The 24,889-nt window shown below is 63.8% G+C and carries 27 protein-coding genes and 1 pseudogene; 17 read left to right on the top strand and 11 right to left on the bottom strand.

From position 1 onward, the window contains the following. Positions 1 to 265: 265 nt before the first annotated feature. Both secB and NKH93_RS20780 read right to left on the bottom strand, forming a co-directional pair. Positions 266 to 766 carry a protein-export chaperone SecB gene (gene secB / locus NKH93_RS20785; RefSeq protein ID WP_352770146.1) on the bottom strand — a complete coding sequence of 167 codons (501 nt, stop codon included), beginning with the start codon at positions 764 to 766 and terminating at the stop codon, positions 266 to 268. A 113-nt stretch (positions 767 to 879) separates the two neighbouring features. Further along, positions 880 to 1,371 carry an FxsA family protein gene (locus tag NKH93_RS20780; protein ID WP_352491248.1) on the bottom strand — a complete coding sequence of 164 codons (492 nt, stop codon included), beginning with the start codon at positions 1,369 to 1,371 and terminating at the stop codon, positions 880 to 882. A gap of 199 nt (positions 1,372 to 1,570) precedes the next feature. Between NKH93_RS20780 and NKH93_RS20775 the strand changes: the two genes are divergently transcribed. The 4 genes from NKH93_RS20775 to NKH93_RS20760 are packed head-to-tail and all read left to right on the top strand — an operon-like array spanning position 1,571 to position 4,363. Continuing rightward, positions 1,571 to 2,278 (top strand): Tim44/TimA family putative adaptor protein, encoded by a 708-nt coding sequence (locus NKH93_RS20775; protein WP_352971704.1) that lies wholly within the window; start codon positions 1,571 to 1,573, stop codon positions 2,276 to 2,278. A 23-nt stretch (positions 2,279 to 2,301) separates the two neighbouring features. Beyond that, positions 2,302 to 3,408 carry a murein transglycosylase A gene (mltA, locus tag NKH93_RS20770; protein ID WP_352971701.1) on the top strand — a complete coding sequence of 369 codons (1,107 nt, stop codon included), beginning with the start codon at positions 2,302 to 2,304 and terminating at the stop codon, positions 3,406 to 3,408. After that, the gene (locus tag NKH93_RS20765; RefSeq protein ID WP_352473990.1) at positions 3,405 to 3,941 is read left to right on the top strand and encodes a Smr/MutS family protein; all 537 of its coding nucleotides are present in this window, start codon (positions 3,405 to 3,407) and stop codon (positions 3,939 to 3,941) included. Before mltA ends, NKH93_RS20765 begins: the two co-directional genes overlap by 4 nt. A gap of 53 nt (positions 3,942 to 3,994) precedes the next feature. After that, a complete protein-coding gene (locus NKH93_RS20760; protein ID WP_352570112.1) occupies positions 3,995 to 4,363 on the top strand; it encodes a helix-turn-helix domain-containing protein in 369 nt (122 codons plus the stop codon). Between the two features lie 9 nt (positions 4,364 to 4,372). Here the strand turns inward: NKH93_RS20760 and NKH93_RS20755 are convergent, their stop codons facing one another. The 3 genes from NKH93_RS20755 to NKH93_RS20745 form a co-directional block, all read right to left on the bottom strand. After that, positions 4,373 to 4,990 (bottom strand): transglutaminase-like cysteine peptidase, encoded by a 618-nt coding sequence (locus NKH93_RS20755; RefSeq protein WP_352473987.1) that lies wholly within the window; start codon positions 4,988 to 4,990, stop codon positions 4,373 to 4,375. A 212-nt stretch (positions 4,991 to 5,202) separates the two neighbouring features. Beyond that, on the bottom strand, positions 5,203 to 6,480 hold the full coding sequence (locus tag NKH93_RS20750; protein WP_352473986.1) for a polyhydroxyalkanoate depolymerase: 1,278 nt from the start codon (positions 6,478 to 6,480) through the stop codon (positions 5,203 to 5,205). Between the two features lie 255 nt (positions 6,481 to 6,735). Further along, on the bottom strand, positions 6,736 to 7,095 hold the full coding sequence (locus NKH93_RS20745; protein ID WP_352473985.1) for a septal ring lytic transglycosylase RlpA family protein: 360 nt from the start codon (positions 7,093 to 7,095) through the stop codon (positions 6,736 to 6,738). Positions 7,096 to 7,400: 305 nt separating this feature from the next. On the opposite strand from NKH93_RS20745, the gene NKH93_RS20740 reads away from it, so the two are divergent. Then, positions 7,401 to 7,586, top strand: coding sequence for a hypothetical protein (locus tag NKH93_RS20740; RefSeq protein ID WP_352473983.1), 186 nt, complete (start codon positions 7,401 to 7,403; stop codon positions 7,584 to 7,586). A 59-nt stretch (positions 7,587 to 7,645) separates the two neighbouring features. On the opposite strand, the gene NKH93_RS20735 is transcribed toward NKH93_RS20740, so the two are convergent. From NKH93_RS20735 to tauA, 4 genes are all read right to left on the bottom strand, one after another. Then, entirely contained in the window at positions 7,646 to 7,834 is a 189-nt protein-coding gene (locus NKH93_RS20735; protein ID WP_352453651.1) for a hypothetical protein, read from the bottom strand. 19 nt (positions 7,835 to 7,853) lie between these two features. Continuing rightward, positions 7,854 to 8,717 carry an ABC transporter permease subunit gene (locus tag NKH93_RS20730; protein WP_352971698.1) on the bottom strand — a complete coding sequence of 288 codons (864 nt, stop codon included), beginning with the start codon at positions 8,715 to 8,717 and terminating at the stop codon, positions 7,854 to 7,856. After that, complete coding sequence (locus tag NKH93_RS20725) at positions 8,714 to 9,487, bottom strand: taurine ABC transporter ATP-binding protein (RefSeq protein WP_352686551.1); 774 nt, start codon at positions 9,485 to 9,487, stop codon at positions 8,714 to 8,716. Before NKH93_RS20725 ends, NKH93_RS20730 begins: the two co-directional genes overlap by 4 nt. A gap of 108 nt (positions 9,488 to 9,595) precedes the next feature. Next, positions 9,596 to 10,609 carry a taurine ABC transporter substrate-binding protein gene (gene tauA, locus NKH93_RS20720; protein WP_352921755.1) on the bottom strand — a complete coding sequence of 338 codons (1,014 nt, stop codon included), beginning with the start codon at positions 10,607 to 10,609 and terminating at the stop codon, positions 9,596 to 9,598. Between the two features lie 197 nt (positions 10,610 to 10,806). On the opposite strand from tauA, the gene NKH93_RS20715 reads away from it, so the two are divergent. The 4 genes from NKH93_RS20715 (at position 10,807) to NKH93_RS20700 (ending at position 13,817) form a co-directional block, all read left to right on the top strand. After that, complete coding sequence (locus NKH93_RS20715) at positions 10,807 to 11,139, top strand: hypothetical protein (RefSeq protein WP_352453655.1); 333 nt, start codon at positions 10,807 to 10,809, stop codon at positions 11,137 to 11,139. A 147-nt stretch (positions 11,140 to 11,286) separates the two neighbouring features. After that, positions 11,287 to 11,739, top strand: coding sequence for an RrF2 family transcriptional regulator (locus NKH93_RS20710; RefSeq protein ID WP_023675902.1), 453 nt, complete (start codon positions 11,287 to 11,289; stop codon positions 11,737 to 11,739). Between the two features lie 49 nt (positions 11,740 to 11,788). After that, positions 11,789 to 13,135, top strand: coding sequence for an FAD/NAD(P)-binding protein (locus NKH93_RS20705; RefSeq protein ID WP_352823303.1), 1,347 nt, complete (start codon positions 11,789 to 11,791; stop codon positions 13,133 to 13,135). A gap of 328 nt (positions 13,136 to 13,463) precedes the next feature. Continuing rightward, positions 13,464 to 13,817: a winged helix-turn-helix transcriptional regulator gene (locus NKH93_RS20700; RefSeq protein ID WP_352473975.1), complete on the top strand. Its 354-nt coding sequence runs from the start codon at positions 13,464 to 13,466 to the stop codon at positions 13,815 to 13,817. A gap of 114 nt (positions 13,818 to 13,931) precedes the next feature. Here the strand turns inward: NKH93_RS20700 and NKH93_RS20695 are convergent. Further along, a pseudogene (locus NKH93_RS20695) lies at positions 13,932 to 14,491 on the bottom strand (cysteine hydrolase family protein). 83 nt (positions 14,492 to 14,574) lie between these two features. Beyond that, positions 14,575 to 14,904 (bottom strand): hypothetical protein, encoded by a 330-nt coding sequence (locus tag NKH93_RS20690; RefSeq protein WP_352458586.1) that lies wholly within the window; start codon positions 14,902 to 14,904, stop codon positions 14,575 to 14,577. Between the two features lie 155 nt (positions 14,905 to 15,059). On the opposite strand from NKH93_RS20690, the gene NKH93_RS20685 reads away from it, so the two are divergent. The 8 genes from NKH93_RS20685 to NKH93_RS20650 all read left to right on the top strand — a co-directional run bounded on the left by NKH93_RS20685 (position 15,060) and on the right by NKH93_RS20650 (position 24,771). Beyond that, positions 15,060 to 15,458: a RidA family protein gene (locus NKH93_RS20685; RefSeq protein WP_352458587.1), complete on the top strand. Its 399-nt coding sequence runs from the start codon at positions 15,060 to 15,062 to the stop codon at positions 15,456 to 15,458. Positions 15,459 to 15,645: 187 nt separating this feature from the next. After that, the gene (locus NKH93_RS20680; RefSeq protein WP_352473972.1) at positions 15,646 to 17,070 is read left to right on the top strand and encodes a pyridoxal-phosphate dependent enzyme; all 1,425 of its coding nucleotides are present in this window, start codon (positions 15,646 to 15,648) and stop codon (positions 17,068 to 17,070) included. Further along, the gene (locus tag NKH93_RS20675; RefSeq protein ID WP_352458589.1) at positions 17,067 to 18,248 is read left to right on the top strand and encodes a cystathionine gamma-synthase; all 1,182 of its coding nucleotides are present in this window, start codon (positions 17,067 to 17,069) and stop codon (positions 18,246 to 18,248) included. Before NKH93_RS20680 ends, NKH93_RS20675 begins: the two co-directional genes overlap by 4 nt. A 326-nt stretch (positions 18,249 to 18,574) precedes the next feature. Beyond that, the gene (locus tag NKH93_RS20670; RefSeq protein WP_352971693.1) at positions 18,575 to 19,552 is read left to right on the top strand and encodes a GlxA family transcriptional regulator; all 978 of its coding nucleotides are present in this window, start codon (positions 18,575 to 18,577) and stop codon (positions 19,550 to 19,552) included. A 293-nt stretch (positions 19,553 to 19,845) separates the two neighbouring features. Continuing rightward, positions 19,846 to 21,150, top strand: coding sequence for a M24 family metallopeptidase (locus tag NKH93_RS20665; protein WP_352971690.1), 1,305 nt, complete (start codon positions 19,846 to 19,848; stop codon positions 21,148 to 21,150). Positions 21,151 to 21,170: 20 nt separating this feature from the next. Then, positions 21,171 to 21,848, top strand: a complete 678-nt coding sequence (locus tag NKH93_RS20660; protein ID WP_352770173.1) for an isochorismatase family protein — start codon at positions 21,171 to 21,173, stop codon at positions 21,846 to 21,848. Positions 21,849 to 21,864: 16 nt separating this feature from the next. Beyond that, the gene (locus tag NKH93_RS20655; protein ID WP_352971687.1) at positions 21,865 to 22,857 is read left to right on the top strand and encodes an alpha/beta hydrolase; all 993 of its coding nucleotides are present in this window, start codon (positions 21,865 to 21,867) and stop codon (positions 22,855 to 22,857) included. Positions 22,858 to 23,130: 273 nt separating this feature from the next. Continuing rightward, positions 23,131 to 24,771, top strand: a complete 1,641-nt coding sequence (locus NKH93_RS20650; RefSeq protein ID WP_352770178.1) for an ABC transporter substrate-binding protein — start codon at positions 23,131 to 23,133, stop codon at positions 24,769 to 24,771. Positions 24,772 to 24,889: the final 118 nt, after the last annotated feature.

Raw genomic sequence — 24,889 nt, 5'->3', positions numbered from 1 at the left:
AACAGGTGTGCGAGGACATCGCGAACAGTTTGGCGCGCTTTGCGCCGGGAGGTTCGGGATGCCATTCGAGGACACGAGCGCGATGTCTCCGGTCCAAACAGGGGGGAGATTGGCAGACCCAGCGTCTCGCTCATTCCTGCGGCGATGAAGGATTGGCGAAGGCTGACGTGAAGTCCGATCTCCCCCCTTGTACTGCCCCGCCGGCGTCTCAAACAAAAAACCCGGCTTCGCGCCGGGTTTTTCAAACGCTGCGAGCCAACCAGCCTCAGCTCACCTTGACCTTGGCGGCAGCCTGGTCCTCGGTCAGCTTCTGCTGGAACATCTGCGCGAAATCGATCGGGTCTAGCATCAGCGGCGGGAAGCCGCCGTTGCGTGTTGCCTCGGCGATGATCTGCCGGGCGAACGGGAACAGCAGCCGCGGGCATTCGATGAACAGGATCGGCAGCATGTGCTCCTGCGGGAAGCCGCTGATGGAGAAGACGCCGCCATAGACCAGCTCGACGTTGAACAGCACTTCCTGGTCGAACGACGCTTTTGCGTTCAGCGTCAAATTGACGTCGAACTGCTTGTCCGAAAGCGGGTTGGCGTTCACGTTGACATTGATGGCGATGCCCGGAGCCTTGTCGCGGCCGCGCAACGAGTTCGGTGCGCCGGGGCTTTCGAAGGACAGGTCCTTCACATATTGCGCAAGCACGTTGAGCGAAGGCTGCGCCGCATTTCCATTACCGTTGGCTGCGCCGGTCGGCGCGTCGTCGTTGCTGGCCATAAGCTGTGGTCCTTTTGCCTGGGCAGCGTTGCTGACCGGATTGAAATTCGGGCGTTCGCTATCATGGCCGGCCCGACAAGACAAGTTTGCAAAAGACGCCGGTTGCCTTGCAGCTACTCGTCCTTGAGGCGGCGCCAGGGAGAACCCGGTCCGCGCGTATGGTCGTCGGCCCGCGAATAGTCGCCGTCGTCGAGATCGATGGTCTTGCCGCGTTGCCTTGCCCGCAAACCACTGCTGAAATCGGTTGCCAGCACGATGCGGCCTTTCAGCATCCGCCAGGCAAGATCGCGCACCGGCGGCAGGAACAGCAGAAGGCCGAAAATATCCGAGATGAAGCCGGGGATGATCAAAAGGATCGCTGCCAGCACGATCATGGCGCCATGCGCAAGCTGGCCGCTCGGATCACGCCCGGCATCCATTTCGGCACGGACCCTGGCCATGACGCCAAAACCCTGGTGCCGCAGCAGCAGGGCGCCGGCGACACTCGAGGCCATCACCAAGCCGACTGTCGCCAGCGCGCCGACCTGGCGGCCGACAATAACGAAACCCGCTATCTCCAGCAGCGGAAGCGCGAGAATGAACAGGGGAAGCAGCGAGATACGCAAATCTTGACCGATCGTTTTCGATGTTTTGCCGGCCGGCGAGCAATCGCCGCTGGCACCAGAGCTGTTAGATAGGTATGGCTGCCTTTGATTTGAATGATTGCGCCATGCGTTCTATATGCTTTGGATACTGAACGCTATGTGATCGCGGCCCTTGCTTGGCCGCTGGTCCGGCCAAAGCAGGGATTGATTGGCGCAAGATATGGGCTTCTTCGACTTCGGCACGATTTTCTTTCTGATTGCGGCGGTGGTGATCTTCTTCCAGCTGCGCAACGTGCTTGGCCGACGCACGGGCAACGAGCGCCCACCCTTCGATCCATATACGGCAGCGCGCAAAAACGACAAGGATGCCGCCCAGAAACCCGAGAACGTGGTCTCGCTGCCGCGCAAGCGCCTGACAGGAGAGCCGGCGGCCGATGCCTATGTGGCGATCGATGCCTTTGCCAAGCCGGACACCGATCTCAACCGGGGCCTGCGGGCGATCAAGGACAATGATCCGACCTTCGACCCGAAGACCTTCGTCGACGGCGCCAAGATGGCCTACGAGATGATCGTCATGGCCTACGCCGATGGCGACCGCAAAACGCTGAAGAACCTTTTGTCGCGCGAGGTCTATGACGGCTTCGTCGCGGCCATCGGCGACCGTGAGGCGAAAGCCGAAAAGATCCAGTCCTCCTTCGTCGGCATCGACAAGGCCGACATCGTTTCGGCCGAGATGAAGGGCAGCGAGGCCCACATCACGCTGCGCATTGTCAGCGAACTGATTTCGGCGACCCGCGACAAGGCCGGCGCCGTCATCGACGGCGATCCCGAAACCGTCGCCGAGGTCAAGGATGTCTGGACCTTCGCTCGTGACGCGCGCTCGCGCGATCCGAACTGGAAGCTCGTCGCCACCGAAGAAGAAGACTGAACTGGACGGCGGCGGAGGCTGTCGTGTCGCTTTCTCGAGCCTTCAGCGAAAAATCCTTTGGCGAATTGCCGGGCTGGGGTGAGGACGACCATCTTGCTGCCTTTGACGCCTTTCGCCGCTCGGCCTTTCATATCCTGAGCAAACCCTACCGCTCCGGCGCGCTCGGCGTCGACTACAATGGCTTTGCCGACGCCTATGCCGAAGCGCGCACCGTTTCGCCGGCGAATCGGTCGCAGGCTCGAAGCTTTTTCGAGCGCCATTTCGTTCCGGCCCGTATCGATGCCGAAGATGGTGGTCCCGGCCTGGTCACCGGCTTTTATGAGCCGGAGGTCGAAGCCTCGCCGGTACGCACGCAACGGTTTTCGGTGCCGTTGCTGGCGCGCCCGGCCGACCTAGTCGACATCGACGACGGCAATCGTCCTTCAACCTTGGATCCTTATCTCGCCTTTGCTCGTGCGGCGCCGAACGGCCCGGTCGAATATTTCGACCGCGGCGAGATCGAACGCGGCGCGCTTGCCGGAAACAGGCTGGAAATCGCCTGGCTCGCCGACAAGGTCGACGCCTTCTTCATTCACGTGCAGGGCGCGGCACGCCTCAAGATGACCGACGGCAGGCTTCGCCGCATCACCTATGCCGCCAAATCCGGCCAGCGCTTTACCGGACCGGGCAAGATCTTGAGCGAGGAAGGCGAGATCCCGCGGGAGAAAGTGACGATGCAGTCGATCCGTGCCTGGTTCAAGGCGCATCCGGAACGCGTCGACGAGATCCTTTGGCGCAACCGCTCCTACATCTTCTTCCGCGAGATGGGCGTCGACGACCCAGAGTTCGGCCCGATCGCTGCCGCCAAGGTGGCGCTGACACCGGGCCGCTCGATCGCCGTCGACCGGCTGCTGCACACGTTCGGCACGCCCTTCCATATCGATGCGCCGTCGCTGACCGCTTTCGACGGAAAACCGTTCCGGCGGCTGATGATCGCGCAGGACACCGGCTCGGCGATCACCGGGCCGGCCCGCGGCGATCTGTTTGCCGGGTCGGGCGATGCTGCCGGCGAGATCGCCGGCGTTATCCGCAACGCCGCAGATTTTTATGCGCTGGTCCCCCGGCCGCTGGTTTCAGGAGCAGGCCGATGACCCGGCGCATCGATAGGCTGAGCGAGGACGACCGGGTGCTGTGGAACCTGGTGGCGCACACGGCAAAACCGCTGAAGGGCAGAACCGCCGTCGAAATTCCGCACGTCGGGCCGGAGATCGACGAGACCAGGCAGGCGCCGCCGCCGGCACAGGTCGCGGGCAATGCTGCCACGGCCGCAAAGCCGAAGGCGCAGCATGTCTCCCACGCACTCGATGAACCGACGCTGGACAAGCTGTCGAAGGGCCGGCTGCCGATCGAGGGCCGCGTCGACCTGCATGGCCTGACGCAGGACGAAGCCTATTCGCTGCTGTTTTCCTTTCTGCACCGGGCGCATGCCGGCGGCATCCGCTACGTCCTGGTGATCACCGGCAAGGGCTCTTCGTCGGGCGGCGATGGCGTCTTGCGGCGCGCCGTGCCGTCATGGCTGTCGACACCCGCCTTCCGGCCCCTCGTCTCCAGCCACGACCATGCCGCCCGCAAACATGGCGGCTCGGGTGCGCTCTATATCCGCTTGCGGCGGGCGCGCTCATGAGGAAACGCCGATGAGGGACGCACCTATGAGGATGCACCCATGAAGGTGCGCTTGTGACCCCGTTCGGCGAAAAGCTTCGCGTGCTGCGAAACGAGCGCGGCGTCAGCCAGAAGGACATGGCCAAGGCGATCGGCGTCAGCGCAGCCTATCTCTCGGCGCTGGAACACGGCCGCCGCGGTGCGCCGAGCTGGACGCTGATCCAGAAGATCATCGGCTATTTCAACATCATCTGGGACGAGGCCGAGGAACTGGCGCGGCTGGCCGAAACCTCGCATCCGCGCGTCAAGCTCGACACGTCGGGTCTTAGCCCGGCGGCGACCGAGCTTGCCAATCTCCTGGCCGACAACATCGAAAAGCTCGACGAAGCCGAGCTTCGCCGCATCATTGCGTCGATCCGCGCCGCGCTGGCACAGCCGAAATGAGTTGCCTTGTTACTGGACCGAGCCGACCAGCACCTGCTGGCCGCCGCGGATCGAGACCCAGCGGCCGGTATTGTCGATCGCCTGCCGCTTGAGGAAACGATAGCCGGTCTGGTCCCAGGAACGGACCTGGTCGGTCAGATTGTCGAGGATGTAGTCGCCCTTGTCGGTGCGCACCGTCAGCACGGCGTGGCCTTCGCCATCCGGCTTGCGCACGACGGTCATCAGCAGATCGGAAAACGAGACGCCCAGCCGGTTCAGCTCACGGCGCTTTTCCAGGACATAGTCCTCGCAATCGCCGACGCCCTTGTCGGGATAGGCCCAGACCTCGTCCTTGCCGTAGATGTCGAAGTCGCTCTCCGGCTTGACGGCGGCGTTGACCCTTGTCGTGACGCTGAGCAGCTTGCGCCACAGCGAGCCGGTCAGGCTGGCGGGCGACAGATCCTTCGGGCGGATCGAACATTCGGACGCGTAGCTCTTGCAGAAATCATAATGGCCGATCGGCTGCGAGGTCGGGCCACCTGTTATCATCGGGCTGGCTGCCGAGGCCGAACCGGCCCAACCTGCCGCCACAGTAAGTCCGGCCAGCGCACACAGGCGCAGCGTTCTCGCCATTGGTGAGGAAATCATTGTCCCCGCTTGTCCCTTGTTGTTAACGAAACGTTAAGGGGTATTTACAGTCCGTGTCAATTATGAGGATGGATTGATTTTTGCGGCATGGTTACCCGCGTGGCGCCAACGCGACTATTGTGCAACAGGTCGACCGGCCGCACGGCCCCGCCAACCGATGATTTTGGCATTGACCGACCTGATGCGGATTGACAGGCATCATCACTGGTCGCCTATTTCTTGCCGGTCCTGACCAGCTTGGGCTTGACCGCAACACGGTTCTGACGGCCGTAGCTGGTAATGAAGTCGACGATGCGCGGCACGATTTCGGAGCGGAAGCGCGAGCCGTTGAACACACCATAATGGCCGACCGCCGGCTGCATGTAATGGGCGTGCCTGTCGGCCGGGATGTTGATGCACAGGTCGTGCGCAGCCTTGGTCTGGCCGAGGCCGGAGATGTCGTCGTTCTCGCCCTCGACCGTGAACAGGGCGACATTGCGGATCGCCGAAGGGTCGACCGCCACGCCGCGATGCGTCATCGTGCCCTTGGGCAAGGCCTGGCGGACAAACACGGTGTCGACGGTCTGCAGGTAGAATTCCGCCGTCAGATCCATCACCGCCAGATATTCGTCGTAGAACTCGCGGTGCTTCTCGGCATTGTCGCCGTCATGCTTCACCAGATGCATGAAGAAGTCCTTGTGGGCGATGATGTGGCGGTCGAGGTTCATGCTCATGAACCCCGAAAGCTGCAGGAAGCCGGGATAGACCTCGCGGCCGAAGCCCGGCACCGGCCAGGGCGCGCGCATGATGACGTTGTCGCGGAACCAGTCGATGCCCTTTTCCTGCGCCAGCAGATTGACCGCCGTCGGATTGCGGCGCGTGTCGATCGGCCCGCCCATCAGCGTCATCGTCGAGGGCACGAACGGATCACCCTTGGCTTCCATCAGTGCCGCCGCCGCCAGCACCGGCACCGAAGGCTGGCACACCGCCATCACATGGGTGTCGGGACCCAGCGCATGCAGCATGTCGACGATGTAGTCGATATAGTCGTCAAGATCGAAGCTGCCGTCGGCAAGCGGCACCATGCGGGCGTCGACCCAGTCGGTGATATGCACGTCGGCATAGGGCAGCATCGCCTCAACCGTGCCGCGCAGCAGCGTCGCGTAGTGGCCAGACATCGGCGCGACGATCAACAGTTTCGGATCCGGTCGGCGCCCAGCAGGAACCGCCCGCTCGAAACGGACCAGGTTGCAGAACGGCCGCGACCAGACGGTATGTTCGCTGACCTCGACGGTTTTCCAGTCGACCACGGTCTTGGTCAGGCCGAATTGCGGCTTGCCGTAGCGGCGCGTCGTGCGCTCGAACAGTTCGGCCGTTGCCGCAACCGAGCGACCCCAGGACGTGTGTGAGACCGGGTTGAGCGGATTGGAGTAGAACAGGCGCACCGCATCGGCATAGAGGCGCGCCGGCTGCAAGGCGGCGTGGTTCAGTTCGTAGAGCTGGTAGAACATCGAGAACCCCGCTGCCGACTGCGATCGAAGGGCCGACGAGCAGCGCCGAGCCTTGAATGCCTTGCGGGGAAGTTAGCAACAATCTGCTGCGATGCAATACGTCAACTTGCGTGATTTAGGCTCGTTCTTTCGTCCAAGGCGTTGAGAATCCGCCTGGAACGGCAACAGCCGGCTCAATGTGCACCTGCGAAGGCCAGGCAGGCAGCACGGCTATTGGGGACGAGCGTCGGAGGCGGTGTCCGGCCGTGGCGGCCGTTAGACCCGTGCCATGCAGACAGCGGTGTGACCCGAGCTGATGAAGCCAAGCTGACTGGCGGCGCCCTTCGACAGATCGAGCATCCGCCCCTTGATGAACGGGCCGCGGTCGTTGATGCGCACGACGACACTGCGGCCATTGTTGCGATTGGTCACCTTCAGCTTGGTGCCGAACGGCAGGCTGCGATGCGCGGCGGTCAGCGCCGACGGGTTCATGCGTTCGCCGGAAGCGGTTCTGGAATGCAGTGAGTACCAGGACGCACGGCCGCACTGAGCGGCGGCGCTGGCAGTGGATGCGCCGACCATCAGGCCAGCCGCGATCGTGGCCGCGACAAGCGCGGTCTGGTTGCTTTTGTTCATGTGTTGGGGACTGGCTCCGTTGACAGACCCGCAGCGGTTAGGGACGAATGAGGCAGCAAATGCGGCAATGATCTGTCGGTTCCATGGCAATGTTACACGTTTGGAGTCGACGCGAAACAATTTGTCAGAGATTTCCCGCAGCGCGGCACAGCTTCCTTGATGATCTTTCCACCGATCTCCGCATGTCTTGCGCAGGATCAGAGGTTAGCATCTAAGTAGAAGTTGGCGTGATTGGGCTGCTTCTTTTAGCTGTTCCATTTCGGCCGGAATGCGGCTGATGATCGACTTGGAGAGGAGTTCTAGCGATGAGATTGATCAAAAATCTGCTGGCCTTGATTGTGCTCGCCATCGGCGTGCTGTGGTCATTGCAAGGCATCGGTTGGGTCCAGGGCAGCTTCATGACCGGCCAGTCGCAATGGCTCTATGCCGGCATCGTGACCGCGCTGGTCGGCCTGGTCGGCCTGGCCTGGGCAAACCGTTCGCGCGGTTGAGCAGGCGTCCATGCTCAGGCGCCCGCCGGAGCAGCACACAGCGGACCCGTGGCGGCCGCTCACCGCGACCAGTACTGCCAGCCCCAGTAGAAACTTTCGTCGCGCGGCGGCAGGCGGTTGCGCTCGGCATCCAGCTGGACCGGCGTCGGCGTTTTGCGTTCGCCGTCAGGCGGCTGTTTGTCTCCGGCCTTGATCAGGCGGAGCCAATGGCCGAAATGCGCAAACAGTACAGCGGTGGAATGGGGCATCGTCACGTCTCCGGTCCGGTTACTCCCGCCCCGCCCACGGGACGAGAACCCGCTCGATCCTGCGGATGATGAATTCGAGCACGAAGGCAATGGCAGCGATCACCAGTATGCCCATCACCACCACGTCGGTGACGAGGAACTGGGCAGCGGACTGGATCATGAATCCGAGCCCGCGCGTCGCGGCCACCAGCTCGGCGGCGACCAGCGTCGACCAGCCGGCGCCAAGCGCGATGCGCAGCCCCGTCAGGATCGAGGGCAGCGCGCTGGGCAGGATGACGTGCCTGATCACCTGGCGCTGCGTGGCGCCAAGCGAGCGCGCTGCATTGATGCGCTCCTGCGAGACGCCGCGAACACCCGATGCCGTCGACAGCGCAACCGGCGCCAGCATGGCAATGGCAATCACCAGGATCTTGGATGGCTCGCCAATGCCGAACCAGATAATGATCAGCGGCAGATAGGCGAGCGGCGGGATCGGCCGCAGGAATTCGAGCAGCGGATCGAAGATGCCGCGCCCGATCGTGCTGATGCCGATAGCCAGCCCGATGGGAACGCCGACGAAAACGGCCGCGACCAGCGCCGCAAACACCCGCCACAGGCTGGCGGCGATATGCTGGAGCAGCGTTGCGTCGACAAAGCCGTCACGGGCGACGACGACAAATTTGTTCCAGACTGCCACAGGCGACGGCAGGAAAACCGGCGACACCAATTGCAGGCGGGCCGATGCCGTCCACGCCGCCAGCATCATCAGAATGGTGATCGCGCTAACCACGCGGGCCGAAACGCGGCTGCGTCTCGGCCGCGGCCGCGACCATGGCACCGACAGCGCGTCGGCTCCGTCGTCGACCTTGCGCTGCGGCCGCTCGGCATAGGAGGTAACGGTCATGCTGCCTCCCCTTCGAAGATCGCGTCGGTCAGCTCGCCGCGCGCTGCGGCGAAGGCGGGATCGGCCTTGATGCTGCGAATGGCCTCGCCGGCTGCATAGCGCCGGCTGAAGCCGGTCTCGAAGCTCCACACCACCCGGCCAGGGCCGGGAGCGAGCACAATGATACGGGTTGCCAGCACCAGGGCTTCCTCGATGCCGTGCGTGACCATCAGCACGCCGACCTGGCTTGCCGTCCACAGATCGAGCAGCGTTGTCTGCATGCGTTCGCGTGTCAGCGCATCGAGCGCGCCCAGCGGCTCGTCGAGCAGCAGGAATTGCGGCTCGGCCGCCAGCGCCCGGGCCAGGCCGACCCGCTGGCGCATGCCGCCGGAAAGCTCCCAGATGCGCTTGTCGCCGGCGCCGTCGAGTTTCACCAGCGCCAGAAGGTCGTCGGCAGTCCGCGCCCGTTCCGCGGCCCTGACACCGCGCAGCCTGAGCGCAAAGGCGACATTTTCCCGCGCGGTCAGCCACGGAAACAGCGCGTCGTTCTGGAACACGACGGCGCGGTCAGAGCCTGGCGCCGTGATCGGCCGGCCGCCAATCGTGGCGCGTCCGCGCACAGGCTCGACCAGGCCCGCAGCGACGTTGAGCAACGAGGTCTTGCCGCAGCCGGAGCGGCCGACCAGGACAACGAAGTCATCCTTGGCGATCTCAATCGACACATTTTCGACCGCCGGCGCCGGCTGACCGTCATAGTGGACCGAGACCTTGTCGAGCACGAGATGCGTCATGGGAACCTCGCCGATATTCCGAATCTGTCTGCCCCGAAGCCGCTCCTCGCAAGCGGTTCGGGGCAGGGAGCACGCGGCGTCAGGGAAGGAGAACCGCGCGCGTTGGCGTCAGTTCGAGGCAAGCGCTTCGCTGACATATTTCGACGACACGTATTTCGAATAATCCGGCAGCACGGCGTCGATCTTGCCCTGCTCCTTGAGGAAGGCCGATGTCGCCTCGACCGCCTTGACCGTGCCGCCACGGAGGAACTTGTCCGAGGCTTGCTCCTCGAGCGTCGGGAAGACATAGCCCCTCAATAGTTGCGGCACGTCCTCCAGCTTGGCGCCGGTGATCGTGGCGATCTTGGCCGCTTGCGGCGACGTCACCGACCAGGCGTCCGGCTTGGCCAGGAACTCGGCATAGGCTGCGCCCGTTACTTTGACGAAGTCGCGCACCGCTTCCGGGTTCCTTTCGGCGAAGTCGGTGCGCACGATCCAGGCGTCGAAGGTCGGCGCGCCCCAGGCGGCGACCTGGGAGGAATCCAGCACGACCTTGCCCGTCGTCTTGATCTGGCCGAGTGCCGGATCCCATACATAGGCGGCGTCGATGTCGCCGCGCGCCCATGCCGCCGCGATCTCCGGTGGCCGCAGATTGAGAATATCGACCGACTTCGGGTCGACACCCTCATGCTTCAGCGCGGCAAGCAGGCTGTAATGCGTCGTCGAAACGAAGGGCACCGCCACCTTCTTGCCGGCAAGGTCGGCGGCCTTCTCGATGCCGGCGCCGTTGCGGGCGACAAGGGCCTCGGATTCGCCGATCAGCCCGACAACGAAGATTGTCTGGATTGGAAGCTCGCGGCTCGCCGCCGCCGCCAGCGGGCTCGAGCCGACATAACCGATGTCGACCGAACCGGAAGCGATCGCCGCGATCACGTCGGCGCCGGAATCGAATTTCCGCCAGTCGATTGTCGCCTTGGTCGCGCTCTCATAGGCGCCGTCGGCCTGCGGCACCTTCGAGGGTTCGACCACCGTCTGGTAGCCGATAGTGATCTTGAGGTCCCGCGCATCGGCCGGGCCGAGGAAGGCGGCGCCCGCCAGAGCCGCCGAGGACAAGAGAACGATACGTCGCGAAATGGTGGACATGAAAGGCTCCTGGAAACGAGAAAAACCCGGATTGCGTTTCATAGTCATCTAACTCTATCGTTCTTGTAGAGTTAAATCCTTCCAATCGGTGCGGTCTTGTTAGAAAAAGCCATCTGGCTATGGCAGTTCCCGCGCTTCTGGGTGACGGCCCGGGTGAGAACCATCGTCCTTGCCCGGGAACCTCTTCCACGTCGTCCATGCGCGCAACAACGATTTTCCCGTTTTCGCCCCTGCATCGGCAAATCCATGCTGTGGATGGCCAAGAAATTGGAATCAAGTTCCCTGTGTTCGCGGTTAAGTCTAGTATCCTTATCGACATTGAAGGATTGGAGAGGACGATGAGCGACGCCACCCTCCTTGTTGCCGCGCGCGGCATGCTTTGGCCTTCAAATTCAGGGGCAGAAGCTGCTGTCGGTATTCTCGCCGATCGGGACATTCCTGCCGCCGGCCCGTTTGCCGGTGCGCCATTCGCGGCGGCTTCTGTGCTTCCAAGAGCACAAGCCCCGGCCAAAATGGCCATTGCGGCGTGAAAACGAAGCAAAATCAACGTTTCTCGGCTTGTATATCATGTCACTAGAATTTATCTGTAGTGACAGCTTGGACGCGGCGGGGAGGCACGCCAGGCGTTTCGCAACCGGTGGCCTTGCGCCATCGCATGACAGAGAAACGTGCGGGTTATGCTCACGAAAAAAGGTAAATACGGCCTCAAGGCGCTCGTCCATCTGGCGCGCCTGCCGGTTGGACAGCTCGCCTTCGTCAACGACATCGCCACAGGAAACAATATTCCGAAGAAGTTCCTCGATGCCATCCTTGGCGAATTGCGCAATGCCGGTTTCGTTCAGAGCCGCAAGGGCAAGGAAGGCGGCTACCGGCTGGCACGCCCAGCGGACGAGATCAAGGTCGGCCACGTCGTGCGCGTGCTCGACGGGCCGCTTGCCCCCATTCCTTGCGCCAGCCGCACCCAGTATCAGCGCTGCGAAGACTGCAACGAGGCGACATGCCAAGTCCGACACCTGATGCTGGAGGTCCGGCAGGCCATCGCCGAGGTGCTGGATCAGCGCAGCCTCGCGGAAATGCGCGACATCGCCGGCGACGAGGATTTTTCGGCGGCGTTGAAAATCCAGGCCTGAACCAATCTCTCCTGAGCCGGCGACGATCGCCAGGACAGCTGGTGTGCGCATGACCGGGCGCGCTACGCCAAGTTCGATCATCATTGTCGGCGGCGGCGCCAGCGGTGTCGTGCTTGCCGCTCATCTGCTGAAGTCGCCCAATCCCGATCTACGTGTCAGCCTGATCGAAAAACGCCCGCATTTTGGGCAAGGCATGGCCTATTCAACGCTGCTGTCGGCGCATGTGCTGAATGTCAGCGCGTCGGGCATGAGCGCCTATGCCGACGATCCCGGCAATTTCTCGCGCTGGCTGCTTGAACGCGGCCTGGCAACGCCGGAACAGGCGCCGGTCTATGCGCCGCGCAGCGTCTACGCCCGCTATCTCAAGGAGTTGCTCGACGAGCTCGAGGCGCGTGAGCAGCAGACGGGCCGGCTGCGCTTGATCCGCGAGGAGAGCCTGTCGATCTCGCCGACCGCGTCAGGCGTCGAAGTGGCGCTGGCCAACGGCACCAGCGTGGTTGCGCATCTTGCCGTGCTCGCCACCGGCCACGACGAAGAGCCGGGGGCGGGGCAGGGGCATGCGATCAGGATGGGATCCGAGGCGGACACTGCGCTCGACCCCGAAGCCCGAGTCCTGGTGCTGGGCACCGGCTTGAGCATGGTCGATGCCTTCCTGTCGCTCGAGCAGCGCGGCCACCGCGGCGCGATCGTCGCGGTGTCGCGGCGCGGCCTGCTGCCTTCGCCGCATCGCAAGGGCAATCCGATCAAGCTCGACGTTGCCGACATTCCGCTCGGCACCCAGCTTTCCTATTTCGTCGGCTGGTTCCGCGACCTGATCCGGGAAAACCAGAAGGCCGGCATCGACTGGCGCGACGTCGTCGACGGTCTGAGACCCTTCAACCAGAAGATCTGGCAGAACTGGCCGTCCTCGGCCAAGCGCCGCTTCGTCGAGCACACCAAGGCCTGGTGGGACATCCACCGCCATCGCATGGCGCCGGAAGTCTACGCCCGCGTTGCCGAGGCGGTGCAAGCGGGCCGCATCCGCCTTGTCGCCGGCCGCGTCGTCGAGATCGCCGCCGGCGACGGCTTCAGCCTACAGGTCCAGTCGCGCCACACGCAGCAGCTCGAAAGGTTCGACGTCACCCGCATCTATGATTGCACAGGCATCGCCAAGGACATCTCGACCACCTCGAACAGCGTGGTGCGGTCGCTGGTCGAGCGTGGGCTGGCACGGCCGGATCCGCTGCGCCTCGGCCTCGACGTGACCGCGAACTGCGAGGTCATCGCCGGCGACGGCACGGTATTCGCCAATATCCTCGCCGTCGGTCCACTGACGCGCGGCACCTTCTTCGAAATCGACGCCATTCCCGATATTCGCGTGCAGTGCGCGCGGCTGAGCAAGCGCTTGCTCGGATGAGGCCGCCTCTGTCTTGACGCGATCTCGGATGCAAGACCGCTGTCGCCGGGTGAAAAGATCTCGACCGCATAGCCGCGTTCGGTGAAGGCGAACCAGGGTGCGGGAGCTCGCTCCACCAGAGCCGACCAGCAGCCTGTGGTGGTCGAGACAGCCAGGCAATGACGCCACACGTTTCGGCCGTCTCGCATCGACCGGATTGATGTCGCGCACGCTCGTCTTCGTTCTCCTCCATGGATTTTGTAGTCGGCGAGGCCGTGAGCCGCGACCCTGGCCAGATGGCCGGGCAAATTCTGCTTTCGTCGTCACCGTGCCTTGCCTACCATGGCGCATGACCCAACGCGGAAGACTCTACGGCTGTCCGGTCGAGTTCGCGCTCGACGCGCTCGGGGGCAAATGGAAGACGGTGATCCTGGCGCGCATCAAGGAACAGCCGATGCGCTATTCCGACCTGCGCCGGCTGATTCCCTCACTCTCGGACAAGATGCTGACGCAGCGCCTGGCCGAGCTTGTCGAGATCGGCTTCGTCACGCTCCAGACGTCGCCCGACGGCAAGGGGCGCTACGCCTTGACCGGGCGCGGTGAAGATCTCGCCGCCGCGCTCCAGGCGCTCTACGACTGGGGCAGCGTGCACGGTCGCGCCGAAGGCGTGCGCTTTCGCACCGACAGCGCAGCCACCACCTAGATCAATTCCGGGAAAAGCGCGGAGCGGTTTTCCGTCCGTAATGTGTGAAGACAAAGCGATGGAGCGGTTCGGCGTTGCCGTGAAACGGTGGGTCGCGCGGCAAGCCGATTGCCCTCAACCCGCGCCGGCAAGCGCGCTGCAGAAGCTTGCGACGTCGGTGACGACGGCTTCGCCGAGGAAGCGTAGCGTTGCCATCGAGCGGTCGCGCGCTTCGCGGTTGCCGAAGCCACAGGCATCCTCGATTACCACGGCGACAAAGCCATTGTCGGTCGCCTGGCGAACGGTCGGCTCGATGCCGATCTCCATGGCGATGCCAGCGAGCGCTATCGTGCGCACGCCGCAGTCGCGCAAGGCAAAGCCGAGCGCGGTGGAATCGAACGCCGACATCGTGAGCTTGTCGAATACCGCCTCGTCCGCGCGGGGTCCAGCTCGGGCACGATCCGCGTCGCTTCGGCGTCGCGCAGGAACCACGGCTCGACCGTGTCGGGGCTGTCGCGCCGCTGCCAGGCCATGGCGGTGCGCAGCTGCGTCGCGCCCATCCATTTGCGCGGCAGCGACAGGTGGCGCGTGAACGCCACCCGCATTCCGGCCCCGCGCGCCGCTTCCAGCACCGTGCCGGTGCGCTCGACGAGGGTGGCGGCGCCGGCCACCTGCCGACAGATGCCGACCTGCATGTCGTAGACCACCAGCGCCGTGCGGCGCGGATCGCACCACTCAGCCAGGCTGGCCGGGATTTCGATCCCGTCGCTCGACCGGATCATGCCGCAGTCCGGTCCCATGGCTTGGCGATATCGACCGTCGGATCGAACAGGAATTCCAGCGGCAATGGCGCGTCGAAGGCGATGAAGTGCCATTCTAGCAGCCCGGCCTTGGACAGCGGGAAGTCCTCGGTGTAGCGCCGCGCTTCCGCGACGCTGTCGAGCTCGAAGACGATGATGACGCCGCCAATATCGGCGCGCGCATAATTCTCACGCACGATCCCCGCCTTCCAGAGCCGCCAGACATTCGACACTTCGTCGCGCAGATAAGGCCGCAAATCGTCGAGCGTGACGCCGGGCTTGAAATTGTCATAGGCAAGAATCTTCATCGGCCGTTCCTTGCATTGCTGTTCGCCCAGCGCCGGGTAGCATGGCGGAATCGGCGGCCGCAACGAACGAGATGGTGCGTTGAAACGCCCGCACGATTGCCGTTGATCCTATGGGCGGCCGCGGGATAATTTTTGCTGAAGAGGAGAAAAGCGCGGTGACCATCGAAAGGCTGAACCCCGAGGGCATGCACAGCAATCCGGCCTATTCGCACGGCGTGTCGCTGCCGGCATCCGCGCGCATCGTGCTGGTCGGCGGCCAGAATGGCGTCGACGCGCAAGGCCGGACCGTCGCCAGGGACGATCTCGCTGCACAGACCGCTCAGGCGCTCTCCAACCTGGCAAAGGTGCTCGAAGCCGGTGGGGCAAAGCCTGAAGACCTCGTCAGCCTCTCGGTCTATATCGCCGGCGACCTGGACATAGGGCCGGCCTTCGGCGCCTGGATGGCCTTCTGGGCAAACCGTGGCGCGCCGCCGATCATCAAGGTGCTGCGCGTCGCCGGCCTCGGCAATCCGGATTTTCTGATCGAGATCGAAGCTCAGGCCGCGATCGCCTGAACCCTAAGCGGGTTCTGCAAATCTTTTGCCCCTGCCTGCAGGCCGACGAAGCTTTCGCGAAATTCCATTCCCCTGCTGGCGGCCGGATTGGCACGATCTATCTTCTTTCCAACTGCAAACGGCTGGAAAAGACGGTAGGTTGCCGTCTTCCAGGGCGGTTGCTCATTCTGGCAACGGAGCATCTGACATGAGCAAGCACAAGATCGTGGCACCGGACGATGCATCGTCCCGCCTGCGCCCGCCTTATGCCTCGGTTCTCGACCTGATCGGGCAGACGCCGGTCGTCGAGCTGACCAAATTCGACATCGGCAAGTGCCGGCTGTTCATCAAGCTCGAAAGCCAGAATCCCGGCGGCTCGATCAAGGACCGCATCGCGCTGTCGATGATTGCCGCCGCCGAAAAACAGGGCAAACTGAAGCGCGGCGGGACGATTGTGGAGGCGACCGCCGGCAACACCGGTCTTGGTCTCGCCCAGGTCGGCATCCCCAAGGGCTACCGCATCATCCTGGTCGTCCCCGACAAGATGTCGCGCGAAAAGATCCAGCATTTGCGGGCGCTCGGCGCGGAGGTGCGGATGACGCGTTCCGATGTCGGCAAGGGTCATGCCGAATATTATCAGGACATGGCCGAAAAGATCGCCGCCGAGCTGCCCGGCGCCTTCTATGCCAACCAGTTTGCCAATCCGGCCAATCCGCTGGCTCATGAAACCACGACCGGACCGGAAATCTTCCAACAGCTCGAAGGCGACGTAGATGCGGTTGTCGTCGGTGTCGGCTCCGGCGGCACGCTGACCGGGCTTGGCCGCTATTTCGCAAAGGTCTCGCCGAAGACCGAGATGATTTTGGCCGATCCGGTCGGCTCGGTGCTGGCGCCGTTGATCAAGACCGGCAAGATGATAGAGGCCGGGAGCTGGACCGTCGAAGGCATCGGCGAGGATTTCGTCCCGCCCAATGCCGATCTGTCGCTGGTCAGGAAGGCCTATTCCATCCCCGACAAGCAGAGCATGCTGGCGGTGCGCGACCTGCTTTCGAAGGAAGGCATCCTCGCCGGCTCGTCGTCCGGCACGCTGCTTTCGGCAGCGCTCCGCTATTGCCGCGAGCAGACCGTGCCGAAGCGCGTCGTCACCTTCGTCTGCGACAGCGGCAACAAGTATCTGTCGAAAGTGTTCGACGACTTCTGGCTGGCCGAGCAGGGCCTTGCCGAGCAGGAGCAGCATGGCGATTTGCGCGATCTGGTGATGCGTTCGCACCGCACCGGTGACACCGTGTATGTCGGTCCGGACGAAAGCCTGCTCAACGCCTATGGCCGCATGCGCCGCTCGGATGTTTCGCAGCTGCCGGTGCTGGACGAGGGCAAGCTCGTCGGCATCATCGACGAAAGCGATATCCTCGCCAAGGTCGAAGGCCCCTATGACAGCCGCTGGGACCGCTTCAAGGCTCCGGTCAGTACGGCCATGACCTCTACCCTGCACACGCTGCAAGCCAGCCAGACGCTGGACGCGTTGCTGCCGGTGTTTGATCGCAACGAGGTCGCCATCGTCTTCGACGGCGACGAATTCATCGGGCTGATAACACGCATCGACCTGATCAACCATCTGAGGCGCGCCCGATGACCGTCAAAGCCACCGTATCGGGCAAAAACCGCCTCGCCTTTTCGACGCGCACCATCCATGGCGGCCAGAGCCACGACCCGACGACGGGCGCGGTGATGGTACCGATCTATGCCACTTCGACCTACGGTCAGCAGAGCCCGGGCGTGCACAAGGGCTTTGAATATGCCCGCAGCCAGAACCCGACCCGCTTCGCCTTCGAACGCGCTGTGGCCGATCTCGAAAGCGGCACAGCCGCCTTCGCCTTCGCTTCGGGGCTGGCAGCGATCGCCACTATTTTCGAACTGCTCGATTCCGGCGCCCACATCGTCGCCACCGACGACATCTATGGCGGCACGTTTCGGCTGCTCGAGCGGGTGCGCAAGCGCTCCGCCAACCTCCAGGTCGACTTCGTTGACTTCACCGATCTTGCCGCGGTCGAGGCGGCGATCCGCCCGGAAACCAAAATGCTCTGGGTCGAGACGCCGACCAACCCGCTGCTGCGTGTCGTCGACCTCGAAGGCGTCGCAGCACTTGCCAGGCGCAAAGGCGTGCTCTCAGTCGCCGACAACACTTTCTGCAGCCCCTATCTGCAGCGGCCGCTGGAGCTCGGCATCGACATCGTGGTCCATTCGACGACAAAATACCTCAACGGCCATTCCGACATGGTCGGCGGCGTCGCCGTGGTCGGCGACAACAAGGATCTCGCTGACCGGCTGAAATTTCTGCAGAACGCCATCGGCGCCATTTCCGGGCCGTTCGACAGTTTCCTGGCGCTGCGCGGACTGAAGACGCTGGCGCTGAGGATGGAGCGTCATTCGTCGAACGGCCAGAAGATCGCGCACTGGCTGGAAAGCCGTCCCGACATCCGCCGTGTCATCTATCCCGGCCTGCCCAGCCACCCGCAGCACGCCATCGCCAGGCGGCAGATGCACGCCTTCGGCGGCATGATCACGGTCGAGCTCGACCGCGACCTCGCCGGCACCAAACGCTTCCTCGAACATACGCAACTGTTCACGCTGGCCGAAAGCCTCGGCGGCGTCGAAAGCCTGATCGAGCACCCGGCGCTGATGACGCACGGCTCGATCCCGGCGAAAAAACGCGCCGAGATCGGGATTTCGGATTCGCTGGTAAGGCTGTCGGCCGGGATCGAGGATGGCGACGATCTGATCGCGGATCTGGATCAGGCGCTGGCGAGCTGAGCCCGCCAACAAGAACCTACGAGACGTCGGCAGGACAGTGCCCCCTCTGCCCTACCGGGCATCTCGGCCACGAGGGGGGAATTTGGCCGTCATCTTGCGCTTTCGCCAACCTCCAACGCTGAAACACGGACGGGACGGCGAAGCTGCCGATCTCCCCGCTTGTGGGGGAGATGTCCGGCAGGACAGAGGGGGCGTGAAGGATCGCGAACGAGCGGCGCTTATTCTGCACCCATATCCATGTGTCTTACATTCTATTCCGTTGACCTTGGCGCCATCTGGCAGAATTGTAGCTTCCTGATCCACCTTGCTGCCTGGCTCCGGAAGCTATGAACAACCGACAACGCAACCAACCGACGGCAAGCGATACCCCCCTCACCTTCGCCATCCTGGTCTTCCCAGGCTTTCCGATGATGGCGTTCAGCTCGGTGATCGAGCCGCTGCGCGCGGCGAACGTGCTGGCCAAGCGGGACTGCTACCGCTGGATCATCGTCGGCGCCGCCGAAGGCCGGGTGGAGGCCTCGAACGGCGTCATCATCCAGCCCGGCTTTGCCGCCCATGACGCGCCGAAGGTCGATCGCGTCGTCGTCTGCTCGGGCGGCGATGCCGATCATCTCGTCGCACACGATGCGGTGAGCTGGATCCGCAGGAGCCTGCGCGACGGCGCCCATATCGGTGCGGTGGCGGATGCCGCCTTCTTCCTGGCTCGGGCCGGCCTGCTCGACGGTCATGCCTGCACCTTGCACTGGACCAGCCAGGCTGCCTTCACCGAAGCGTTTCCGGATATCGAGCTGAGGCGCGATCTCTATGTCATCGACCGCAAGCGCTTCACTTCGGCCGGTGGCGTCGGCAGCCTCGACATGATGCTGGAGATCATCACCAGCGATTACGGCGCCGAGCTGGCGGCCGGCGTCGCCGAGTGGTTCGTGCACAGCCCGCTGCGCTCCAGCGTCGACCGCAAGCTGATGCCGCTGCGCTTGCGCACCGGCGTGCAGAACGAACTGGTGCTGTCGGCCATCGCCATCATGGAGGATGCGGTGGAGGAGCGGCTCGGCATGACGGACCTTGCCGCCAGGCTCGGCGTCTCCTCCGACAAGCTCGAGCGCAATTTTCGCTCCGAGCTCAGCATCTCGCCCAACGGCTATTACCGCCGCCTCAGGCTGAAACGCGCTGCCGACCTCCTGGCGCATTCGACGCTGATGGTGCGCGACGTGGCGCTGGCCTGCGGCTTCGCCTCGATGTCGAGTTTTGCGCGGGCGTTTCGGGAGGAGCATGGCCATGCGCCGAAGGTGATGCGGAGGCATTAGGTATTTCGGATGTTGGCGGGACAGCGCCCCCCTCTGCCCTACCGGGCATCTCCCCCTCAAGGGGGAGATTGGCAGCTTCGATGCTCCGCTCCTCCTGCGACGGTGGAAATTCACGAAAGCGGCGATGACGAGCCGATCTCCCCCCTTGAGGGGGAGATGTCCGGCAGGACAGAGGGGGGCGCCGTAGAACGCTACGGAACGACTTCAAGCGGTATTTCGCACAACATCTGCGGTATCGCGCACAGCCTCTGAACGACGTATGGCTCATCTTCCCCGCTTCCAGGAGGCACCCCATGAGCATTGTCGTTTTTGACCCCGACAGCACCGAGGATGTCGACTTCAAGGACCGCATGCGCCATCCGGCGGCGGCGGATCCGGCCGGCGGCATGTGGCTGTCGGACACCGAGCCGTCCTTCATCGACGCCGACGCGCTGCGCAAGGGCCGGCTGGCCAGGCTGCGCGCCTGGATGCGCGAGGCCGGCTATGGCGGCGTCGTTTTGTTCGACCCCTACAACCAGCGCTACGCCACCGGCTCGCGCAACATGTTCGGCTATTTCCTGCGCAACTCGACGCGCTACTTCTTCATCCCCACCGAAGGGCCGATCGTGTTGTTCGAATATCCGCAGAGCTACCATGTCTCGATGGTGCTCGACACGATCGACGAGGCGCGTCCGTCCAAGCTGGTCTGGTCATCGGTGTCGGGCCGCGACGACGAGACCGCCGGTCCCTTCGCCGACGAGATCGCCGATTTGCTCAAGGCGCATGGCGGCGGCTCGATGAAGCTCGGCCTCGACCGCTGCAGCCATCTGCAGGCCCTGGCGCTCGAAAAGCGCGGCTGCGAGGTGCGGGATTGCCAGGGCGAGATTTTGGCGGTGCGCGCGGTCAAGACGCCCGAGGAAGTAAAATGCCTGCAGGTGTCGATGGCTGGTGCCGAGGCTGCGGTCTATGCGGTGCGCGAGGCGATCAAGCCTGGCGTTTCCGAAAACGAGCTGTTCGCCATCATGTATGGTGAGGTGATCCGGCAAGGCGGCGAGTTCATCGAGACCCGGCTGCTGACCTCGGGCCAGCGCACCAATCCTTGGTTCAACGAGGCGAGCGGCCGCAAGATCAGGCCGGGCGAACTCTTGGCGCTCGATACCGATACGATCGGCTGCTACGGCTATTATTCGGACTTTTCGCGCACCTTCCGTTGCGGACCGGGCAAGCCGACGGATTATCAGAAGTCGCTCTACCGCATGGCGCACGACCAGGTTCAGCACAATATCGGGGTCGTCAAGCCGGGCACGGCATTTCGCGAGATTGCCGAAAAGGCCTGGAAAATTCCCGACCGCTTCGTCGACCAGCGCTATACCTCGGTCATGCACGGCGTCGGCATGCATGGCGAGACGCCGTTCATCGCGCACGCCATGGATTATGAAACCTATGGCCGCGACGGTTTTGTCGTGCCGGGCATGGTGGTCAGCGTCGAAAGCTATATCGGCGAGAAAGGCGGCCGCGAGGGCGTCAAGCTGGAGGACGAGATCCTGATCACCGAAACCGGCACCGAACTCCTGTCGCGCTTTCCTTATGAGGACGATTTCCTTGACAGGCAGGTTTGAGTGCTGACAGGCAGTTTCGAATGAAAAGCCCGATCTCGATCAAGCGCGGCAAGGCGGCGGCGGTGTTTATCGATCTCCAGGAGGAGCATCGGCGGGACAAGCGCTATCTGGTCGAAGGCTATGGCGACATCCTCGCCAACGTCCAGCGCCTGCAGACAGCAGCACGGGCCAATCATGTGCCTTTGTATCACTGGGCCTATATCGTCGATCTCGCAACGGCGCGGCCGTTCCACCCGGTCGAGGCCAGCGGCAAGTCGGCATTTTCCGACAAGGACGATCCGCTGACTGCCATCTGCGCGGAAGTAGGCCCGGCGCCAGGCGAGATGATGCTGGTCAAGACCGATGCCAGCGCCTTCCGCGCGGGGCCTGCCGCCGAACGGTTGAAGGCCGATGGCATCGAGTGGCTGGTCGTTGCCGGCGTCTGGACCGAGGCCTGCATCGATGCCACCGTCAAGGATGCGGTGGCGCTCGGGTTTCGAGTGCTGCTGGTCAAGGATGCCTGCGGCAGTGGCAGCACGGCGATGCACCAGACGGCCATCCTCAACCTTGCCAACCGGCTCTATGGCGGTGCCGTCACCACCACCGACGGCGCCTGCCGGCTGCTGGCAGGCGAGACGGTCGAAGCCTGGCAGGTCGAGGGCTCGGTGCCGCTGCGTTTCAGCTATGAAAACGCCGCCCGCCTCTATGCCGAGCTCTGAGCGGGATCGCGCAGCGATGGTCACCGAGGCCGATCGACCCGAAATAAAAGACCGCGGAAAATACCAGACGCTGCTCGATCCGGAGCTGTGGGCCTATATCGACCGGGTCAACGACTGGTATCCGCCCGAAATCGCTTTCATGCCGATCGAAAGGCAGCGGGCGGTCTATGACGCCATGTGCCGGGCGTTTCGCGAGCCCTACCCACCCGGCGTCAAGGCCAGCGACAGCGCGGTTCCTGCCGGCGACCGTGCGATCCCGGTCCGGCGTTACCAGATGGCGGGCACGGCGCCGCAGGCGATGGTTGTCTATTATCACGGCGGCGGCTTCGTCCTTGGCGGCCTCGACAGCCATGACGACATCTGCGCCGAGATATGCGCCGGCACCGGCTTTGCCGTGCTGTCCGCCGATTACCGGCTGGCGCCCGAGCATCTGCATCCGGCCGCCTTCGACGATGCGCTGGCCGTATTCGAATGGGCGACGGCGACGGCCGGCCTGCCGATAGTGCTCTGCGGCGAAAGCGCCGGCGGCAATCTGGCCGCTGCGGTGGCACAGGCGACACACCGCCATCCTCGCCATGCGATCGGCCAGGTGCTGATCTATCCCGAGCTCGGCGGCTCGGAACCAGTTGGCAAAGAGAGCGCCGGCTCCTGTGTCGAGCACGCCGAAGCGCCGCTGCTGACGTTGCGCGATATCGAATTCTATCGCAACGTGCGCTCCGCAAAGGCACAGTCGCCCGACGATCCGACCTTTTCGCCACTCCGAGGCAGCAATTTCTCCGGCCTGCCGCCGACCTTCATCATCACGGCCGAGTGCGATCCGCTGTCCTCCAACGGCGAGGCCTATCGCGACCGCATCCTCGCCGCCGGCGGCCGCGCCTGGTGGCGCGAGGAGCCGCGTCTGGTGCACAGTTTCCTGCGCGCCCGCAAAACCGTTCCGCGCGCCGGTGAAGCCTTCGCCCGCGTCATTGCGGCCATCGCCGCGCTCGGCAAAGGCGACTGGCCTTACTGAAGTTGCGAAGGCCCCCTCATCCTGCCGCTTCGCGTCCACCTTCCCCTCGGGGAGAGGTCGGATTGCCCCGAATTGCCCTTCGCAATTCGGTTGGCAATCCGGGTGAGGGGGGACCTTCCGTTTGCGGAACAGCGCACAAGAACTGCGGAAGTCCGAACACTCCCCCACGGGAGCTCGCCCTATCATCCCCGAGGCAATGGCGCTCCGGCGATCGCATCCGTCCCCCGCGTTTGGCGATCGGCAGAGGTGCCCAACAACAGGGGAATGACGACAATGAAGTTCATGCTGACCGATCGAAAACTGCATCCGCAGGCCGAGCCCGTCGCCGATGGCTTCAAGAAAGGCCAGATGAACCGGCGCGAATATCTCGCCACCATGGCTGCGCTCGGCGTCAGCGCTACCGGCGCGCTGGCGCTCGGCGGGCTTGCGCCGTCACCGGCCAGGGCCGACGAGCCGAAGCGCGGCGGCATCTTGCGTGTCGCCATGAACGTCAAGGGCTGGAAGGATCCGCGCACCTTCGACGGCGTCGAGATGTCCAACGTCGCCCGCCAGTGCAACGAATATTTGGTGCGCTGGAAGCGCGACTTCACCTTCGAGCCATGGCTGCTCGAGAGCTGGGAAACCAGCGACGACGCCCGCGTGCTGACGCTGCATGTCCGCAAGGGCATCACCTGGTCGAACGGCGACACCTTCAACGCCGACGACGTGATCCACAATCTGACGCGCTGGTGCGATGCGTCCGTCGCCGGCAATTCGGTCGCCGCGCGCATGGGCGCACTGGTCAACGCCGACACCAAGAAGGCCGTCGACGGCGGCATCGAACGCGTCGACGACGTCACCGTGCGGCTCAATTTGCCCAAGCCCGACATTTCACTGATTGCCGGCATGGCCGACTATCCGGCGCTGATCATGCACCGCAGCTATGAAGGCGACGGCGATCCGCTGAAGGCATTGGCGATCACCACCGGGCCTTGCGAACTCGTGGCATGGGATGCCGAGGTCGGCGCCGAAGTCCGCCGCAAAGATAAGCCATGGTGGAAGGGCGAGTTCTACCTCGACGGCATCAAATGGGTGGACTACGGCTCCGACCCCAATGCGATGCTGTCGGCCTTCGAATCGGGCGAGATCGATACCGACCACGAAACCGCCTCCGACACGGTTGCGCAGACCGACTCCATGGGCCTGAGCAATTCGGAAATCGCCACCGGCTCGACCATCGTCGCGCGGTTCAATATCGGCAATCCGCCCTATGACGACATCAAGGTGCGCCGCGCCGCCCAGCTCGCCGTCGACAACGCCGCCGTGCTGAAGATCGGCATGGACAACCGCGGCAAGCCTGCCGAGAACCATCATGTCGGGCCGATGCATCCCGAATATGCCGATATCGGCCCGGCCGTCCGCAACATTGATCAAGCCAAGGCCCTGCTCGCCGAGGCCGGCAAGGCCGACCACGAATACGAACTCATCTCGGTCGACGTCGACTGGCAGAAGAGCTCCGGCGACGCCATCGCTGCGCAGATGCGCGAGGCCGGGCTGAAGATCAAGCGCACCGTGCTGCCGGCCGCGACCTTCTGGAACGACTGGAGCAAATATCCTTTCTCCTGCACGGAATGGCTCGGCCGGCCGCTCGGCGTCCAGGTGCTGGCACTCGCTTATAAGTCTGGCGCCGCGTGGAACGAGACCGCCTACGCCGATCCGGAATTCGACAGTCTGCTCGACAAGGCGCTGGCGATGCCCGATCCCGGCGCCCGCAAGGAGCTCATGGCCAAGATCGAACAGAATCTGCGCGATTCCGGCGTCATCATCCAGCCCTACTGGCGCTCGGTCTACCGCACCTACCGCAAGGGCGTGCATGGCTGCGAGCAGCACCAATCGCTCGAGCAGCATTTCGAGAAGGTCTGGCTCGAGGCGTAGCCTTGCAGACGACCAATTGTCGGGGCCAGCGCCGCTCTTTCTTCCTGCTCCCCTTGTGGGAGAAGGTGGATTGGCGCGCAGCGCCAAGACGGTTGAGGGGTGCGGACGGAGTGCCGTC

This window comes from Mesorhizobium sp. M0954 (assembly GCF_040319155.1).
Classification (GTDB): domain Bacteria; phylum Pseudomonadota; class Alphaproteobacteria; order Rhizobiales; family Rhizobiaceae; genus Mesorhizobium.
Note: the sequence above shows the minus strand (reverse complement) of the source record. Positions and strands in the feature narration are given on the sequence as shown.